General features: G+C 35.0%; 20 protein-coding genes. 14 read left to right on the top strand and 6 right to left on the bottom strand.

Translation table 11 applies throughout. The features are described from left to right. The first annotated feature begins 14 nt into the window (after positions 1-14). The 14 genes from BAR153v2_RS04340 to fliQ all read left to right on the top strand — a co-directional run bounded on the left by BAR153v2_RS04340 (position 15) and on the right by fliQ (position 11,522). A complete protein-coding gene (locus tag BAR153v2_RS04340; RefSeq protein WP_078680473.1) occupies positions 15-776 on the top strand; it encodes a hypothetical protein in 762 nt (253 codons plus the stop codon). Then, complete coding sequence (locus BAR153v2_RS04335) at positions 773-1,927, top strand: flagellar motor protein MotB (RefSeq protein ID WP_078680472.1); 1,155 nt, start codon at positions 773-775, stop codon at positions 1,925-1,927. Before BAR153v2_RS04340 ends, BAR153v2_RS04335 begins: the two co-directional genes overlap by 4 nt. Continuing rightward, the gene (locus BAR153v2_RS04330; protein WP_244548632.1) at positions 1,924-3,270 is read left to right on the top strand and encodes a chemotaxis protein; all 1,347 of its coding nucleotides are present in this window, start codon (positions 1,924-1,926) and stop codon (positions 3,268-3,270) included. Before BAR153v2_RS04335 ends, BAR153v2_RS04330 begins: the two co-directional genes overlap by 4 nt. After that, on the top strand, positions 3,254-4,522 hold the full coding sequence (locus tag BAR153v2_RS04325) for a flagellar hook-length control protein FliK (protein WP_078680471.1): 1,269 nt from the start codon (positions 3,254-3,256) through the stop codon (positions 4,520-4,522). Before BAR153v2_RS04330 ends, BAR153v2_RS04325 begins: the two co-directional genes overlap by 17 nt. A 49-nt stretch (positions 4,523-4,571) precedes the next feature. Next, entirely contained in the window at positions 4,572-5,048 is a 477-nt protein-coding gene (locus tag BAR153v2_RS04320) for a transglycosylase SLT domain-containing protein (protein ID WP_244548657.1), read from the top strand. 261 nt (positions 5,049-5,309) lie between these two features. Then, entirely contained in the window at positions 5,310-6,005 is a 696-nt protein-coding gene (locus BAR153v2_RS04315) for a response regulator transcription factor (protein WP_078680470.1), read from the top strand. A 197-nt stretch (positions 6,006-6,202) separates the two neighbouring features. After that, positions 6,203-7,411 carry a flagellar hook protein FlgE gene (locus tag BAR153v2_RS04310; RefSeq protein ID WP_078680469.1) on the top strand — a complete coding sequence of 403 codons (1,209 nt, stop codon included), beginning with the start codon at positions 6,203-6,205 and terminating at the stop codon, positions 7,409-7,411. Between the two features lie 190 nt (positions 7,412-7,601). After that, positions 7,602-8,369 carry a hypothetical protein gene (locus BAR153v2_RS07545; RefSeq protein WP_244548631.1) on the top strand — a complete coding sequence of 256 codons (768 nt, stop codon included), beginning with the start codon at positions 7,602-7,604 and terminating at the stop codon, positions 8,367-8,369. A gap of 197 nt (positions 8,370-8,566) precedes the next feature. Beyond that, on the top strand, positions 8,567-8,809 hold the full coding sequence (locus tag BAR153v2_RS07540; protein WP_244548630.1) for a flagellar basal body rod C-terminal domain-containing protein: 243 nt from the start codon (positions 8,567-8,569) through the stop codon (positions 8,807-8,809). Between the two features lie 7 nt (positions 8,810-8,816). Further along, the gene (locus BAR153v2_RS04300; RefSeq protein WP_078680468.1) at positions 8,817-9,899 is read left to right on the top strand and encodes a flagellar hook-associated family protein; all 1,083 of its coding nucleotides are present in this window, start codon (positions 8,817-8,819) and stop codon (positions 9,897-9,899) included. A 17-nt stretch (positions 9,900-9,916) separates the two neighbouring features. After that, positions 9,917-10,285 (top strand): flagellar biosynthesis regulator FlaF, encoded by a 369-nt coding sequence (flaF, locus tag BAR153v2_RS04295; protein ID WP_078680467.1) that lies wholly within the window; start codon positions 9,917-9,919, stop codon positions 10,283-10,285. Next, on the top strand, positions 10,282-10,725 hold the full coding sequence (gene flbT, locus BAR153v2_RS04290; protein WP_198934320.1) for a flagellar biosynthesis repressor FlbT: 444 nt from the start codon (positions 10,282-10,284) through the stop codon (positions 10,723-10,725). Before flaF ends, flbT begins: the two co-directional genes overlap by 4 nt. 17 nt (positions 10,726-10,742) lie before the next feature. After that, entirely contained in the window at positions 10,743-11,252 is a 510-nt protein-coding gene (gene flgD, locus BAR153v2_RS04285; RefSeq protein WP_078680466.1) for a flagellar hook assembly protein FlgD, read from the top strand. Between the two features lie 3 nt (positions 11,253-11,255). Further along, positions 11,256-11,522: a flagellar biosynthesis protein FliQ gene (fliQ, locus tag BAR153v2_RS04280; protein ID WP_078680465.1), complete on the top strand. Its 267-nt coding sequence runs from the start codon at positions 11,256-11,258 to the stop codon at positions 11,520-11,522. Between the two features lie 273 nt (positions 11,523-11,795). On the opposite strand, the gene BAR153v2_RS04275 is transcribed toward fliQ, so the two are convergent. From BAR153v2_RS04275 to BAR153v2_RS04250, 6 genes are all read right to left on the bottom strand, one after another. After that, complete coding sequence (locus tag BAR153v2_RS04275; RefSeq protein ID WP_143245210.1) at positions 11,796-12,158, bottom strand: hypothetical protein; 363 nt, start codon at positions 12,156-12,158, stop codon at positions 11,796-11,798. 561 nt (positions 12,159-12,719) lie between these two features. Continuing rightward, positions 12,720-13,478, bottom strand: coding sequence for an ABC transporter ATP-binding protein (locus tag BAR153v2_RS04270; RefSeq protein WP_078680463.1), 759 nt, complete (start codon positions 13,476-13,478; stop codon positions 12,720-12,722). Beyond that, complete coding sequence (locus BAR153v2_RS04265) at positions 13,475-14,425, bottom strand: iron chelate uptake ABC transporter family permease subunit (protein ID WP_078680462.1); 951 nt, start codon at positions 14,423-14,425, stop codon at positions 13,475-13,477. The genes BAR153v2_RS04270 and BAR153v2_RS04265 overlap by 4 nt, the downstream gene beginning before the upstream one ends. Next, complete coding sequence (locus BAR153v2_RS04260) at positions 14,418-15,374, bottom strand: ABC transporter permease (protein ID WP_078680461.1); 957 nt, start codon at positions 15,372-15,374, stop codon at positions 14,418-14,420. The genes BAR153v2_RS04265 and BAR153v2_RS04260 overlap by 8 nt, the downstream gene beginning before the upstream one ends. 108 nt (positions 15,375-15,482) lie before the next feature. Beyond that, complete coding sequence (locus tag BAR153v2_RS04255) at positions 15,483-16,403, bottom strand: siderophore ABC transporter substrate-binding protein (RefSeq protein ID WP_198934319.1); 921 nt, start codon at positions 16,401-16,403, stop codon at positions 15,483-15,485. A gap of 586 nt (positions 16,404-16,989) precedes the next feature. After that, positions 16,990-18,303 carry an NAD(P)H-dependent oxidoreductase gene (locus BAR153v2_RS04250; RefSeq protein WP_078680460.1) on the bottom strand — a complete coding sequence of 438 codons (1,314 nt, stop codon included), beginning with the start codon at positions 18,301-18,303 and terminating at the stop codon, positions 16,990-16,992. Positions 18,304-18,406: the final 103 nt, after the last annotated feature.

The raw sequence follows: 18,406 nt of genomic DNA, 5'->3' as shown, positions 1-18,406 counted from the left end.
AAGTGAAATGTTAAATGGAAGTGGTAAATGGAATGGAACAAATAGGTGAAAAATTTGAAAAACAAGTAAGTCTTCCATTATCTTCTTTTCTGACTGATTTTTCATCGCGCTATATTTCTCCTGAGGATATAGAGATTTTGCCTTTTGATAATGAAAGCAAAATCATACATAATAACGAGAAGCAGGAAGATTTTTCATCATCTAATATTGAGTTTTCAAAAGAATATATGGAAGAAATATTATCTTTCGATCTTTCTTCTGAAGGCGTTGTCGATGTTGAAGCGGTCCGAAAGGAAGCTGTTGATCAAGCTGTGCAAGAGGTAACAGAAAAATTGCAAAAACAGTTTGAAGTGGAAAAAAAATGTATGGAAGAGGAGCATGCAAAAGCTATTGAAGCCGTTAAACAAGGTTTTATTGAAACGCTAGGAGCTAATGTACAGCATCAATTAACAAAGGGTTTTACTGATTTACGTCAAGAAATTTCTCAAGAAATTGCACAGATTCTTTCCATATTTATTGGTGAAAAAATTACAGAAGATGCGCTTCAGGAATTTGCTACAAAAGTGTTAGATCAGGCTCTTGCTGTAGAGAAACCTTTAGTCCTTGAGGGGAACGAAGCATTATTTGAACAACTCAAAAAACAGCGTGATTTTGATGCAGCTCAATTTGAATTTCGACCGACCAAAAGTACAGAGATACGTTTACATCGTGGTGAAGTGGTTATTGCTACACAGCTTACTCCATTGTTGATGGCGTTGAAGGAGTTGATACAATGAAATCTGATGATCAACAATCTTCTTCTGAAATTATTATTGTTCGTCGTGGGAGACACGATGATCATGATGATCATCATGGTGGTGTTTGGAAGATTGCTTATGCTGATTTTATGACAGCAATGATGGCGCTTTTTCTCGTTTTGTGGCTTGTTAACGTCCAGGATGATGAGGCAAAGGAGGCTATCGCGAACTATTTTAATCCAATCAAACTTGTAGATCCCCAAACAAGTAATCGTGGTATTCAACAAAATGATATTGAACAAGATAAAAAAAGCTCTCTTGATCAAGAGCATAGAGATGATGCTCAGTCAGAAAAATTAAATACTACAGAGGAAGCAGAATTAATGCTCAATCCTTATCCTGGATTGGAAAAGATTGTTCAGTCAGAATACTCCGCACAAAATTCTGCTGAGCAGCAGTTTAAACAAGGGGATCTTGTAGGGCAGGGAGCTGGTGATACTCAAGAAAATTTACAACTAGGAACAGAGCATCATGATCCTTTTTCACCATATTATTGGAAAGAAAATATTGATTCTTCTCAAAAAAGAAAAAATCAAAAGCAAAAAACACTGGTAAAAGAAACCACACAAGAAAATAATTTTTCTGAGAATTCACGTGCGCTTGCAAAAGACTTAACAGATTTAATAGAAGAGACAAATAGTGATATATTGGTTCATGTGAAGCCGATTAAAGAAGGAGTTATGATTGAATTAATGGATCAGCCGAAATATGAAATGTTTAAAGTTGGTCTGTCTGTTCCAACGGCGCGGACTATTGATTTGATTGCTAGCATGGCAGGAATTATTGCCAAGCATCAGGGAGATATCGTGATCAGTGGGCATACTGATGCGCGGCCTTATCGTAGTACTGTTTATGATAATTGGCAACTTTCAACAGCACGTGCACAGATGGCTTATTATATGCTGGTGCGTGGTGGTTTGGATGAGAAACGAATTTTGCGTGTTGAAGGTTATGCAGATCGGGATTTGAAAAATAAAAAGGATCCATATGCTGCTGAAAATCGGCGTATATCCATTTTTATACGAGATCCAAAAGATGAACAGATACAGGAAAAGTCGACATTAGGAACATTTTCTTTTGAGAGGTCTATACAAGACAAATTAGTTTTTAAAAAGGAAAAAACACCATGATTGTGAAAAAGACATACTATGTCTATTTTCTATCTTTTATGGTCTTTATTCAAGGAGCTCTTATACAAGAGGGTAGAGCTTTTTTACAAAAGATAGGAGGAGATTCTCAGGAAGTTTTTGTTGCACAGGCAGAGCATGAAAATAAAGAGCTCTCTATATTATCAACAAGTATTGTCTCTGAGCCAGTACACCTTGTGCGTTCTTTACAAAATTTACAGGATAAAATTATATCAGGACAAGAGAAGGAACTGCAAAAACAACTGCAGCTTTTGGAAGAAATTGGCGATAAATTTTTAACTTTTGATTCTAGTATTTGGAAAGATAAGAATAATCTTTATGCGTTATTGATCTATCTTTTTAATGGTGGAAATCCTCGAGTAGTGCAAAGTATCTTAGAGAAATATGGAAAGGGAGTGATTCCACAAAATATAATAGATGATGCTTTGGCTTATGTATCTCATAAAAAAAACGCTTTTTTAAAGGCATATACACAATTAACTGTAAAAGATGTTCAATCTATTCCTCCTGCTTTATTTGCATCTATTGTGCTTTCTACAGTTGTTAATATTATAGAAAAAGATCCTGTTTTAGCTTTGAATACACTAGATCAAGTAAGGCTTTTTGCTCCAGGAACTTTATTTGAAGAGGGTGCTATTCGTCGAGAACTAAAAGTTGCATCAATACTTGGTGAAATAGATCTTATGGCTTTATTAATTCGTCATTATGTGCATCGTTTTTGGAAATCACCTTATGCTTGTGATTTTTGGTATGAGTTTATTCCCGCTATATTGCGGGTTGATGAAAAATTAAGTATTGAGCAATTGGAAACATTGCTTGTCTATGCACCGACAAAAGTGCGGTTTATGACATATATGGCAGTGAGCCGTGCTGCGTTAATTGATGCACGTATGGAAAAAGCGCAAATAAGCGCTCAGAAAGCTTTGACATTAGCACGTGAGATCGGTGTAGATGATACCTCCGCACATCTATATTATGCTATGAGTCTTGCTGGTTCAATCGCTGCAGAAGAAGCTCTACAGATGATACAAAATATCGTCTATAAAGATTTGTCAGAAAAAGATCGTTTTTTATTTATTGCTGCGCAAGCTGTCGCGCAAAGAGTTGTTTCTTTTCCATTGGGTATTCTGGAAAAGAAAAAGGAAAAACTTGCATTACAACCGCAAAGTTATGAAGAATTGAAGTTAACCTTAGAAAAAGATGCTAAACAACAAAACACAATATCTCCTATAGAAACGGAAATAAAGGAATTTATTCAACATACACGAGAAAAGATAAACGAAATCGACCAATTATTAGGATACAAAAATGATGATAAACGCTGATGGGCTGTGTAGTCTCCTTTCTGTGCGAATGGCTACAGTAAATAAAACTACAGCAGATAAAGTCGCAGTTCAATCAGAAGATTGTGCGGATAATCAATTACCTAAAACGTTTGATAGGTTGCTTAAACAGAGTAAATTTGTACAAGATAAAAATTTTCATGAAGATTCTTCGTTTATGTATAGGGGGAAAGACGCTTTAGGAGAGTCTCTAAAACAGACAATTCTAGATGACGATGTAGAGTATTTAAATGAAGTTATAGAACAGGATTTTTTAGATAAAATTATAGAGTTGGAAATATCAAAAGAGATTATGGAACAAAATGTAATTAAAGCTTTGGAGAAAAAATTGCAAAAAGCAAAGCATAGTTATATTGGCAATAAAGAAAATATTTCTCTTCAAGATTTTTTGAATCCACTCTATTTAGTGCAGAGGTTTATAAGGCAAGAGAAAATTGGAGAAAAAGTTAGTGAGTATATAAAAAATGAGGGCATTACAGCCTCTATAAATGCTGATATACAAGATCAGTGGGTTGCAGATATTCAAAAAGAATGTGCTGTTGAAGAAAGGATTCAAGTTAAAGCAATCGACAAACATTTTCTTACACAACAAAAAGTACCACAGTATAGTACACAAAATTTTGCACATGGAAGTGAACCTTTGACACTACGTGTAGGTATGGAGATAGAAAAAGCTCAATTTCTTAAGAATTTGGAAATAGGGAATAGGCTTATTTTTCAAGAAGAAAAACCTGATTTTATGATGCAGTTAAGTGGTATTGATATTACGTGCAATAAAAAGGTTGGGGATGTAAGGATTCTGCATTTAAAGCTCACACCCATAGAGCTTGGGACAGTTGCTGCTAAAGTGAGAATGACTGCGCAAGGGCTTCATATTGAATTATGTACTCACCATCGAGAAACAGCGCGTCTTTTAATCAGCAATCAGCAGATGTTATCATATGTTTTAGAAAAGGCACAGGTTCATGATGGTGGTCATTTATTAATTAGTGTTGTCGATAAAAGTGCTCAAGTTATTCCCCAAAGCCAATCTTTGCAAATAGAGCAAGGATTAGAGCAGGATAATAGTAGACAACATTTTGATGATCAACGTCAAGCATTTGATGATAATAAACAGAATGGAAAAAATGAAACAAAACAATTTTTCAAACAATTTTCTTTATCAGATGCATCGTTTTTGGATATTCCTTTTGAAGATATTTCTTCACGCACTTCTTATCGGTTGGTCGTATAGCATTATAGTATTGAATTGTGCGGTAGCTAAAAATATTTGTGAAGCGGAAATGATTACCGCTTCTAAACGCTATGGTGTCCCGCTAGGCATATTGTATGCAGTTGGGTTAACAGAAACAGGCCATAAAGAATCGCTCCAACCTTATGCATTGAATATTGATGGCAAAGCTATTTTTGCAAAAAATCAAGCAGAAGCTCTACATATCTTTAAAAATGCTAAGCGTTATGGAGCGAAATTGATTGATATAGGTTGTATGCAAATTAATCATTATTACCATGCTAAAAATTCTTTTTCTGTTGTAGAAATGTTAAAACCTCGTCTTAATGTTGATTATGCTGCGCGCTTTTTAAAAAAATTATACCAAAAAGAAGGCAGCTGGACGATGGCAGTCGCCCGTTACCATGCAGGACCTAATAATGATCCAGCTCAAAAGCGTTATGTATGTCGCGTTATGCGTAATATGATTGCTAGCGGGTTTGGTCGATGGACTCCTAATTCTCGAGCATTTTGTAAAGGAGTTTCATGAATCATTATGACAAAAACAGTGAATCATTTTGATAAAAAAATGAAATCTTGTATCATTTTGAAATAACAACAACTTAAAAAAACAATTAAAAATTGTTTTTTGTATTGAAAAATACAACTAAAAATAGTAATTATGTTTTTATGGATAATAAATCGTAAAAATGACTTGTGTTTTTAAAAATTAAAGTTGTATAAATTTAGTATGTAGATTTTCCTGCGTATGCATTTTAAATTTTAGTTCTAAATTGCTGAGTGAGTGCTTATGATTGTTGTAGTAGATGACCGTAAATTGGTAACAGATGGCTATGCTACCTTATTTTCTCGTGAAGGAGTTGCTGCAACAGGTATACTTCCTTCTGATTTTAGTGAATGGATCTCAACCGCCTCAAATAATGAGATATCCTCAATTGAAGCAATTCTTTTAGGAAAATGTAAAAACCAAATCGAATTACCTAAAGAAATTCGGAATTACAGTCTAACCCCAATTTTAGCCTTAACAGAGACAAACACTTTAGATCACACCATAGAACTTTTTCAATCAGGTATCGACGATGTAATCCGTAAACCAATTCACGTTCGTGAAATTTTAGCGCGAATTGCCGCTATTCGGAGACGAATTGGAAGTGATATACGAGCAACAAATACCGCCATCGAAATCGGCCCTATCAGCATCTTTAACGATGGACGCGACCCACAAATTAATGGAATAAATTTCCCTCTTCCACGCCGAGAACGCCGTATTCTTGAATATCTAACGTTAAATCCTGGCAGACGTGTTAACAAGACACAGATATTTAACGCTGTTTACGGAATCTTCGACGATACAATAGAGGAAAACGTTATTGAAAGCCACATCAGCAAACTTCGCAAGAAACTAAAAGCAAAACTCGGCTACGATATAATAGACTCAAAAAGATTCCTTGGCTACAGTTTACAAATTAAAAATCACTTAGATTAAATTTATACAAAAACCTCCTCTGATATTTTAAAAAATATACTTCACGCTAACGTTTCAACTCAATTCAGACTTGTAAAGATAAATTATGTTTTTTTTATGATCATATAATTTATTTTTATAAAAGCATTTAAGCAAAAGCTTCACGCAAGGAAGTTTATTTATGGTAGTGTTATAGGCTAAAAATCATAGGAGATGATATGAGTATTTATGGAATGATGCGTACTGGTGTTTCTGGTATGAACGCTCAGGGAACGCGGCTTTCTGGTGTGGCTGATAATGTCGCTAATGTTGGTACAGTTGGGTATAAACGTACGAATGTTCAGTTTTCTAATTATGTAACGCCTTCAGGACAATATGCTTATGTTCCTGGTGGAGTGAAGAGTCATATTGGTCATGATATTTCGATTAGTGGTCCGGCGCATGCAACAGGTCGTTCTGGTGATGTGATGATTCATGGAAGTGGCTTTTTTCGTGTTGCAGATGAAAATGGAAAAGAATTTTTAACGCGTGCAGGGTCTTTTACACGCGATAAGGGTGGGTATCTTCGCAATACTGCAGGGTATTATCTTTTAAATGAAGATGGAGAAAGAATCCAGATTAAAGGTGGTCCAACCGATTTATTCGGTCCTGAAGCGACGACGAAAATTGATTTTAAAGCAAACTTTAATCCGAGTGCGAAAGTTGTGGAGTCGGAGGATGGTGAAATTGATCCTGATGATCCTAAAAGTTATAGTCAGAAAAAGTCAATGACAACTTATGACAGCCAAGGTAAAAAGGTTCAGGTCGATTTCTATATGAGAAAAACCGCTGAAAATAAGTGGGTTGTTGATGCTTATTCTAACGGAGAAAAAGTTGGTTCTACAGAGTTTAACTTTGATAAAGAAGGAAATCTTATAGAGCCTACAGAAGAATTTAAATTAACATTACCAGATAGTGAAGGGGAAACTTTTGAGGTCGATGTTAATTTTGGCGGGGTGGGGGCAGATTCCCTGGTGACGCAAAAGGGCAATTTATTTGCTTTTGAAGCGGAAGCAGATGGTATGGAGTCGGGTGCCTTTGATGGTTTCACCTTTGGTAAAAATGGTGAAATTGAGGTTATGTATTCCAATCAAAAAACGCGGATTATTGGATACGTAGGCATGACGACTGTGGCTTCCCCAGAAAGTTTAACTTTTTTAGGTGGTTCTGTTTTTGAAACTAATAGTCAGACGGGAGCTCAAATGATGGGGCGCCCTGGTGATGGTGTCTTTGGTACTCTATCTTCTGGTTATTTGGAGGATTCAAACGTTGATATAGGCGATGAACTGACAGATATGATTGAAGCGCAACGGAATTATACAGCGAATTCCAAAGTATTTCAAACGGGTTCGGAGTTGATGGATGTTATTGTTAATTTGAAACGATAATGTAAACACAGTCAAAAGGGGATAAGATTATGTCGCTTAACTTAGCACTTAACTCAGCCCGAAACTCGCTAAAAGCAACTACAGGTCGACTTGATACTGTTTCGCGTAATGTCGTGAGAGCAGGAGATCCGAATTATACGCGTCGCACTTCATATTTAGAATCGGGGCCGGGGGGGCGGTTCATGTTGTTGTGCGTCGTGATGGTGATATCCATTTATTGAATAATTATTTGGTCAAAGCAAGCGAAGCTGCTGCTTCTGGCACTCTTTCTAATGGGCTTAATCGTTTATCTGATATTTATGGAGCGGATAAATTTTCAAATTCACCTTCTAAATTGCTTGGTGAATTTCAAAAAGCACTTCAGTTGTATGCTAATGATCCACAACAGCGTTCTAATGGAGAAGCAGCAGTTGATCGTGCTCGTGATTTGGCCAAAGGGTTGAATGCAGGAAGTCGTGAAATTGAAAAATTATGTAATGATGTGAATAGTGATATTGAAGATTCTGTTAATTACATCAATGGTTTATTGCAAAAATTTCATGAGCTTGATCAGCTTGTGGTGCGGGAGAGAAATGCAAATCGAGATGATAGTGTTTATATGGATCAAAGAGATGCTGTTTTAAAAGAGTTATCTCAAGAAATTGGTATAAATACAGTTAATCATTCTGATGGAACAATGTCCATTTATGGTATGGATGGTAGTACTTTGTACGATAAAATACCACGGACAGTATCTTTTCAATTCAGTACTTCTTTGCCACCTGGTATTTCTGGAAAACAGATTTTCATAGATGGTGTCCCTTTAGGTCATTCATCTTTTATTGATCCTAATGGAGGAGGTAATCTCGGCGGTTTATTGCAGCTATGTGATGATATTATACCACAATATCAAAAGCAGTTAGATGAAATAGCAAATGCTTTAATACAGATGTTTCCTGGCCCCCTTCTTTATTTTTAGATGGAGATCAGCCGAGTGGTCAGATCAGTGCTCTTGAGGGTTTAGCAGGAAGAATACAACTTAATCCTATATTTGACAGCAAAACAGAGGGTGGTGGTCCAGAACATTTTAATGATAATCTTCAAGAATTAGTAGATGCTTTTAATAAAAAACAGAAATTTGGAACAGGCACAGGTTTGGATACAGAGCAGTCAATTATGGATTTTGGTAAAAACTCTGTAAGTTGGCTTGAAGGTTTACGGTCAAACGCAGACAAAGAAACTAGATATCAGGGTGCAATGTTTTTGCATGCAGCTGAGGCATTATCCAATGCAACAGGTGTTAATACGGATGATGAATTAGCCTTGATGTTACAATTAGAGCAGACATATGGAGCAACCTCTCGTATTATTAGTACGGTTGGTAAAATGTTAGATGATCTTCTAGCAGCAGTTAGGTAGGTGTAAAGTGAGAGTTTCTTCAATTTCGACATATGTGTTAAACAATGCACGGCGTAATATAATTTCTGAAGGGCAGTCTGATTTGATGAAAGCGGGCTATGAAATGGCTACTGGACAGGTATATGATCCAGGTCTTGAATTGGGGCGTAAAACAGGACGCTTAATGGATATTGAGAATCAGATGAGTTATCTCGAAGGTTATAGTACGAGCAATAAACTTCTTTCATTAAGATTATCTTCTGTGCAGGTTGCTATTCAAAGCTTAATTGCATCAGGTGATAAAGAAGCAACACCAGGGGCATTGACTATTTTTAATAATATGCTTGTAGGTGATGCAGGAAATGCAACACCATCTGTAGCACAATCTGTTGCCCAAAATTCTTTGGGTGCATTTATTTCAGCTTTAAATACCAATTTTAATGGTGAGTATGTATTTGGTGGGATAAATACGAGTGAACCACCGTTAAAGTTTTATAAAGTAGGTGGTGAAACGGGTCCCAGTAAAATTGTGCAAGAGACGTTTGAGAATTTTCTAAATGGTAGAAAACTAGAAGATCTCACCAGCGAAGAGATGGAAGAATTTATTGATGGGCCCTTTAGCGATTTATTTAATGAAGAGAATTTTAAGGAATTTTTTTCAAATGCTCAGGGTGGTTCTATTGAGAAACACATTGCACCCAATGGTGATAAGGTAGATGCTGCGGTAAGTGCTAATGAACAAGGCTTCCGTGACGCTATGAAAAATCTGATTTTAGTAGCAGAATTTGGTGATATCGGTTTATCAAAAGAAGCACAAGAAAGTCTCTTTTCAAGGGCACGAGTGTCTGCTGATGATACATCTACAAGCAGTGCTGTGGATAAAATTATTGCAACAGCTTCTAAAGTGGGAAGTACAGAAGCAAGGGTGAAAGCGGCTACGCAACAAATTGAAACTCAAGTAGGCCTTCTCAAAGGAGCAAAAATTAATATGATTGGTGTTGATGCGGCAGAGGTCGCTCAAAAAGTCAAAGCTTTGGAGGCTATGTTAGAAGCTTCTTATACTTTGACAGATATGATAAGACGATTAAGTCTTATTAATTATTTAAAATAAAGAGGTTAAGCTGTTTAATGTATCAAATGCGATATGAAGATATCATGGAAGATGATGCAATGAGCGCACGTGAACGTGAACGGTTTTTGTTTGATCGTTGTATTAAGCTTCTTTTAGCCGCAAAAGCGAAAGGTCCTGGTACGTGTGAAGCTAAGGATGCAGTTCAGTTCGCTCGAAAGCTTTGGGTTATTCTTATTGAAGATCTTGGGCAAGCAGCAAATGCTTTACCACAGGCATTGAAAGCCTCTCTCATTTCTATTGGCTTTTTTATTTTAAAAGAAATTCAAAAATTGGATGAAGGAGAGATTACTGATTTTGATGTTCTTGTTGAGATCTCTGAATCTATTCGTGATGGTTTAGCAGAAAATGCGGAGATATATGAATGAGCAAGAAAACAATTCATTTGACACTCAAACCAAATGAAAGGATCTTTCTTAACGGTGCTGTATTACGGGTGGATCGTAAAGTAACTTTTGAATTATTGAATGATGCAACTTTTCTTTTAGAAGGGCATGTTTTGCAAGTTGAAGATACTGATACCCCTCTTAAACAGCTTTATTTTTCTGCTCAGCTTATGTTGATTAATCCAAATGAAGCGGAGAAGGCATTAACTGTGTTTGTTGATCTGTTAAAAAAATTACTTCAAACTTTTACTGATTGTGAGCTTTTGAAAGGTTTAAAGGAATGTATTTATTTAACTGAGCAAAATAAAATTTTTGAGGTATTAAAAGTTCTCCGTAGTTTGTTTCAGAAAGAAGCACAAATTATGGATAAAATATCCTCAACGAATTCGACAAGTATGAATGTAAAGCAAGTTGGAATATAATATTAACGAGGTGTGATATGGCATTGGACGCGGTTAGTGCTCTTAGAAGTTATTCTCAAGATAGTGGTGAACAGACAGAAATGGTCGGAGCAAAGAAGAATGCAGATTATGATACGTTTATAAAGCTGTTGGTAGCGCAGATGAAAAATCAAGATCCAACAAAGCCTATGGATTCAACAGAATTTGTGGCGCACTTAGCAAGTTTTTCATCTGTTGAACAAGCTATAAAAATGAATGAGACACTTGCCCAGATGCTTTCTAATGGATCAATCAACGGGGCAGAGGGATATGTTGGCAAATATATTCAATTTACAGATGAAAAAGGTACAGTTATTGAAGGATATGTAGTTTCTATTGATATTTATAGTGATGGTATAGTTGCGACATTGGACAATGGTGAAAAAGTTGTTATTGGTCCAGGTGTTAAAGTTATGGCTGAAGAACCTGATATAGAGGGTGATAAACCTGGTGGAAATGGTGATAAAAGTGAAGTTGATGGTCCTAAATCTTATGTTGGTAGGCTTTAGAGTATGAATGAAGCTGATGCTATTGATATGGTAACAGCAGCTATATGGACTGTTTTAACTGCTAGTGGTCCAGCTGTTTTTGCTGCAATGTCTACAGGTATTATTATCGCTTTATTTCAAGCGCTGACGCAAATTCAGGAAATGACTCTGACATTTATTCCTAAAATTATTATTATTTTTTTAGTGTTAGCATTTACAGCTCCATTTGTTGGAGGGCAGATTTATGCTTTCACACAATTGGTTTATAATCGAATAGAAACGGGATTTTAGAGATTTTTTTAAAAGTATATCATAAGATACTGGAATGTTTTTTCTTATATCTACATATGGAAAGCTATTAATTGATAGGCTTTCTTATACAAGCTAAATTATTATGGTTATCGCACAAATAAAATATAATAGCATTACAAATTTTTTAGAAAATTCTTTGTAAGACACACATTAAATTTTTTTGAAAAACCCTTTTTGTTTTTATAAATAATAATTATCTATTTCGCACTGATTATTTTAATTCAATTACCATTCTGCAAATTTCGCATATATTTATGCAGCACTTTCTTTCTCTACCGCAATTAATTCCCCATCTGTTCTTTGTGCTGTAGGAGACTCTTCTTTTTTTATTATTTCACATTGTTGCATTGACTGCTTCTTATACTTTTCTGCTGCATTTAAAAAGAAAAAATCATCATAGCTTGTGACTGGTTTCATTATTTTCTGACGAATAATCTCATTAATATGTGTAAGCATATCAGAAATATTTGCTGAAAGAGGATAATGGGGCATGGGTTCAACAACAGGAGCCATTTTTGTAAATTTCTGAGTTGATTGCACTCTATTTTTAGAAAATGTCACTGGCGGCATTGATATTGCAAAGCGCACTGTTGAAGTAACTTTCTCTGGCTTCATAATCATTACCCCTCATTGCATTAACTATCTAATGATTCATAAAAACCACGCGAAGGTAATCAATTTTTTTCATAAAATCAAGCAGCTAATAGATAATATGGGAAAAGGATATATAAATAAAGCACTTAGATTAAGAATATTAAGAGAAAAGCTGAATGTTCATTTTATAAATATTCAGGAGTTATCTAACATTAATTTCTTTGTATAAAAAATGACTGAATTAGAATTTTTTTACGTACACTTGTTTTGTTTTTGGTAACACTGTTTTCTATTTTCGGGAATAACAATTAGCAGATTATTTGAAATGGTGTTGCTACTTTCTTGCCATTAGGTTGGTATTTTAATGATTACAAAATTTCAGGATTGAGAAAAAATTAGTTAGATGAAGAAAAAAAGATAAAGATTTCTGAATGTAGAATATAAATTACTAATTTTATTAAATTTTTTAAAATTTAAATTTGTTCCAAGATTGATGATCTCAAAGTTTACTATTACTCAATATTCAAATTTTACTTTTTCTAGAAAGTTTTGAAGAATATGCTAGTTCTAAAGAAAAGTTTTTTATTGGTAATAAAGAGCAATAGGTACATCATTGATGGTTGTAACTTGAATATCCATATCATAAATGTCTTTAAGAATTTTGGGCTGGATAATTTCTTTTGGACTCCCACAATAAACAGCTCTGCCATTTTTGATTGCGACAATCAAATCTGAGTAATATGAGGCAAAATTAATATCATGCATAACAAGAAGAATGGTTTTTTTTAATTCATTGGCTGCACGGCGTAGTTGCTTCATCATGGAAACGGAATGTTTCATATCGAGGTTGTTCAATGGTTCATCTAATAAAAAATAGTTAGTATTTTGACAAATGACCATTGCAATAAAAGCACGTTGACGCTGTCCTCCAGATAGTTCATCTAAAAAGCGCGTTTCTAAGTTTTTTAAACCAAGATATTGAATAGCACTATTGATAAATTGTTTATCTTCATTGTTATATCTACCTTTAGAATAAGGATAGCGCCCAAAACTTACTAAATCACGAACTGTTAGGCGAACAGATAAAGGATTATCTTGACGTAAAAGTGAGAGCTTTTTAGCTAAAATATCGTATGATGTCGTTTGAATATCAAAGCCATCGACATTAATTGTGCCTTTAGTAATCGGTAAAAGTCGTCTAATCATCATCAAAAGAGTTGATTTTCCTGAACCATTAGGACCAATAAGAGAAATAATTCCCCCTTCTGGTAAATGAAGGCATAAATTATCAATAACCGTCTTAGCTCCATAGGTTTTGGAAAGATGATTGATTTCAATCATTTTAATTGTCCCTTCATCAATAGACTTAAAAAGACGATACCACCAAAAAATTCAATAATAAAACTTAGTCGTCCTCCCATATTCAAAATTTGTTCTAAAATAAATTGTCCGCTTACTAAAGAAATTATGGTTAATAATATTGTAGTAGGTACAACAACATGGTGTTTTGCTTGAGGTGAAAGTTCATAAGAAAGATTGGCAACTAATAATCCCAAAAAAGTGATTGGTCCAACAAGTGCCGTAGAAATCGATACAAGAATAGAGATAAAAATAAGAATAGCTGTAGCACTTTTCTGATAATCAACGCCAAGATTAAGAGCAGCTTCACGTCCAAGAGAAAGAACATCAAGCGAGTGACGTAAACGCCATCCGATCAAGCTTACGATGAAAACAATGATTGTAGCAAAGCCAATTAATGATGTATTGAATTTATTAAAATTTGCAAACATAATATCTGTCAAATTCATCATTTGATCTGGATTTAGTTGTAATTGCATAAACATGCGTAAGCTGAAAAAAAATCCACCAAAAACGACACCAATCAATAAAGTTAGATGAAGACCTTGAATGTTTCCTGAGAATAACCAGCGAAAGAGACTTGTTGAAAAAATAATAAGAATAAGAGCTTCAAGAATTAATTGCCCTTCTTCATTTAGGAATGGTAGGGAAAGAGAGTCGAGAGAATAAAGAATAACGGTTTTGATTAAAATATAAAGTTGATCAAGTCCCACGATTGAAGGCGTCAAAAGACGATTATTAACGACTGTTTGAAATAAAACAGTAGAGATAGCAATTGTATATGCAATGAGAAGAAGAGAAACAAGTTTTGCGAAACGAAACTTCCATGTAAAAATAGTTATATTCCATAGCATATAAAGACTACTCATAACACATGCTATTATGGTCAGTGCTGTCAATATCAGTATAGTTGTTTTTTGTCTATCCAAGACGCTTCCTCCAGTGTAAAAGCAGTATGATAAAAATAAAGCTACCAATGACACCCATTACAGTGCTGATAGGAATTTCAAAATCATGGTGAAGGACTCGCCCTAAAAGATCACAGATTAATACCAGTCCAGCACCGCTAATCATTACCCAGGGAGCGCTATGACGCATATTATCCCCCATGAAATTTGAGATAAGATTTGGGATAATCAATCCGACAAAAGGAATACGACCAACTGTACAAGTGACCAAAGCGGTAATTGATGCAACGATAAAGAGCCCCAAAAACATGACAATACGGTAATTAAGACCAAGATTATTCGTCAAATCTTCCCCAAGGCCAGCTACAGTAAAGTGATGGGCAGCAAAATAAGCAAGAATGCATAAAGGAAAAGACAACCATAAAAGTTCATATTTCCCATCAATAATCATTGAAAAACTACCGAACAAATGGGCTTGAAGAGAAGGAAGCAGCATTTCATGGTCAGCAATAGCATTTGTTAGGGCATTAATAACATATCCCAGCATAATTCCTATAAGCGGTACGATGAGAACAGATTTTAAAGGAACCTTGTATAATAAAAACATAAAAATTAATGTACCAATCATGGCAAAGGCTGTGGAAACAACCATTTTTCCAAGTACAGGTATGTCAGGGATAAAAATCATAACGAAAAGGATGCCGAGTGATGCGGATTCAACTGTTCCAGCGGTTGAAGGTTCGACAAAACGATTACGTGTTAACAATTGCATAATTGTTCCTGAGAGAGCGAGTGACATACCCGTCAAGAGTACTGCAATTGTTCGAGGAAGACGCGTTTGCCAAAAAAGAAGCCACGCTTTTAAATCGCCTGATAATAAATCAGCAAGTGTCATATCAGAATAACCAACGAAAATGCTACAAGCAGAAAATATTGCAATGATTGCTATGGCTATCCAATAATTTGTCACATCAAATTCTTTTTTTAAATAACAGAAGCTTTTTGGTATAATAATATAAAAACTTCTGTTATTAAATCTTATTTTATAACGAGCAAGTTATTTTATATTTAACCGTTCTTATTTACTTTCTGTAAAAGCTTTGCTGATTTGCTTTGTTGCTTCATTCAGTCCAGTTAAACCACCACTTGCACGATACCAGCTCCAGGAATCTAGGTAAATAATTTGATTTTTTTTCCCAGCAGTTGTGCGGTGAACAAGTTCATTGTCTAACAATTCTGCTGCAGATTTTCCTTCCCGTCCAATTGCAGCATCGCGATCAATAACTAATAACCAATCAGGATTGGTTTCAAGAATAAATTCAGGAGAAATAGGTTGTCCATGTTTGTGCACAACTATTTTATCAGTTGCAGCAGCGATTCCAAAGTTAGTATGAATAATATCTATACGTGATTTTGGACCCAAAGCATTTATTTTTCCACCTGAAGTCATCAGAACGAGTCCTGTACCTTTCCCTTCTGTGCTTTTACGAACCATTGCTAAATTTTCTTTGAGCGTTGCAATTTCTCGTTCCGCTTCTTTTTCTTTCCCAAAAATTTTTCCAAGAATGGTGATATTCCGTTCAATATTTTGAAGAGCATTTTCATACCCTACTGTCAAATCAATCGTTGGAGCGATTTTGGATAAATCGTGATATTTAGATTTCGTTCTTGAGGAAATAATAATAAGGTCAGGCTGAAAAGCAGCGATTTTTTCATAATTAGGTTCAAAGAAAGTACCAATTTTTTCATATTTTACATCATCGAAATGTTGCAAATATATGGGTTTTTTTCCTTCAGGAACACCAACCTCAGTATTAATGCCTAAACGATTTACATTATCGAGCGATGCAAGATCAAAGAATACAACCTTTTTAGGGTTGTTAGGAACAGAAGTTGTGCCTGAAGCGTGTTCAACCGTTAGATTTGCCCATGCGGCGGTTATAAAGCTCATTATTACAGTTAAAATAGAAACTGCCTTTATTATACGTTTAACAATCATTATTTTGTCCTTTTTTAAAACATTTTTGAAATTTTAGGATTAAAACCCTTATATTAAGTTTTTTTACACAATAAATATACAGCAAGAATACATTACGTTATCAAAATGACCTAAGATATGTAATGTTTAATGTATAATTCAATGTCAATCAAGGATTAAATTTGTTTTGTATTTTTCATGTTATACAAACTTTTTATGGCTAGTTTACAGAGAATTATTGAGTGAAGCTGATAAAGTGTATCTATGTTTTTTATTTTTTCACAAAGGTTGTTTCTTGCCCTTTATTTCATATACTTTGTAAGCGTGATGTGCAAAGCGAATTTGATACTTAAAAGAGTGACGGTTTATAAGATTGTTTATAATTTTATTTCTTTTATTGATTAAGGCTTGTTAATATTTTCGTTTTTTTAAAAGAATGAGCAACTGAAAGAAAATTTGTGATTATTAAATGCTTTGATTTAAAAAGAATAAGCAATGTTTTTCTCTTTGAGACTAAGAAGTGATTTAGTTTTTTTTTCTATATCTGGATTATTTTATACGGTTTAGTACTTTTAAATGGACAGTATGGCTTATACGAGAAGAATATTTAATGTAGTAAGAGGTCTTGTTTCTTACGCAGTTGTGCAATCCATTGATTTTCGCGAATAGTTGTATTGTGTATTGTAATGAGCTCATTCTTTTTAATTGCAGCTGTAACCGTTGCTTTTTCTAGAAGTCCACAAGGGATAGCTTGATGAGCGCGTGCTTCTTCAACGCTCATTGTCCAAGCACGATAGCTGTAAAGACCTATAAAATCTAATTGTTCACCAGGGTATAAGTTTTTTTTAGCAACAGCACAAACCTCCGCTACTGGGTGTTTAAGTGGTGCCATATCTGTTTTACCATACAACATAATGCGTGCGCAGGTAAGTGGAACTTCCATTGCAGTTAAGTGGTAGGGGCGGTGAAAGGTAAAGTAAGGTCCTTGACCGATTTTTAAATCTTCCATACGTTCACGTAAACGTGGATGTGCTATTTCTGCAATAACAAAAACACCAGGGGCAACTCCTTTGCCTATTGAATAATCTACAACACCACATCTGTTTAAAATGCCACCATCTTGTTTTGGAATAAGTACTTTATTTAAATCTTTGAGTGCAGCATTAGGACCATGCATTCCTGGGCAATCAGGAAGGAGCCCTGTTGCATTAGCAATTGCTGCCATTTCAACCATTGTTTTAGATCCATCAATAAATTCAACTAACATACGAACATTCATATTGCGTTTTCTGGCTTCTTCTTCGTACTCATCAGGAGTGGCATCTAAAATAAGTGGATTATTTTTTCCTTTACCTACTGCGACAATCTTATGCCCGAGTGCTGAGACAAATTCAATGAGTTCCATACAAGATGTCGGTTCATCGCCAGCACCAAGTGTATAAATAAGACCTCGTTTATCTGCTTCATATTTGAGATAAGCACCAATCGTAACATCAGCTTCCACATTCATCATGACAAGATGTTTATTGTTGCTAAGTGTTTTGAAACCAATTTCTGCGCCTGCTTCAGGATGACCTGTTGCATCAACAATAATGTCAATTTGCTCATGGCCTAAGACAAGGTCTAAATCATTAGTAGCAGCAATTAAGCCTTTTTCAATAGTTTGGGTTAAGGCAGTAGTGTTTTCAACTTCACATACATGGCCTTCTTCTCCATAGGCTAATGCAGCAGCATCAAAAATACGAGATGGTGTGCGGCTAGCAACAGCCGCAATTGTTATGCCATCCATATGTGTAATACTAGATAATAAATCTGTTCCCATTTCACCACAACCAATTAGTCCAATACGAATGGGTTTATAGCTTTCTGCACGCTGTTTCAAATCACGTGCTAAACCTGTTAGATTTATATTGCTGGTCATTGTTGTTTCCTATTTAAATTTTTCTTTAAGAAAACATTTTATTATTAATAAATGCGTTTATCTATGAGACATTTAAACTTTATGTTGTTGATGCTCTAAACAA

The sequence above is a fragment of the Bartonella sp. AR 15-3 genome, from assembly GCF_002022445.1.
Classification (GTDB): Bacteria; Pseudomonadota; Alphaproteobacteria; order Rhizobiales; family Rhizobiaceae; genus Bartonella.
The sequence above is the reverse complement of the archived record's forward strand: the minus strand, read 5'-3'. Positions and strand labels throughout refer to the sequence as shown.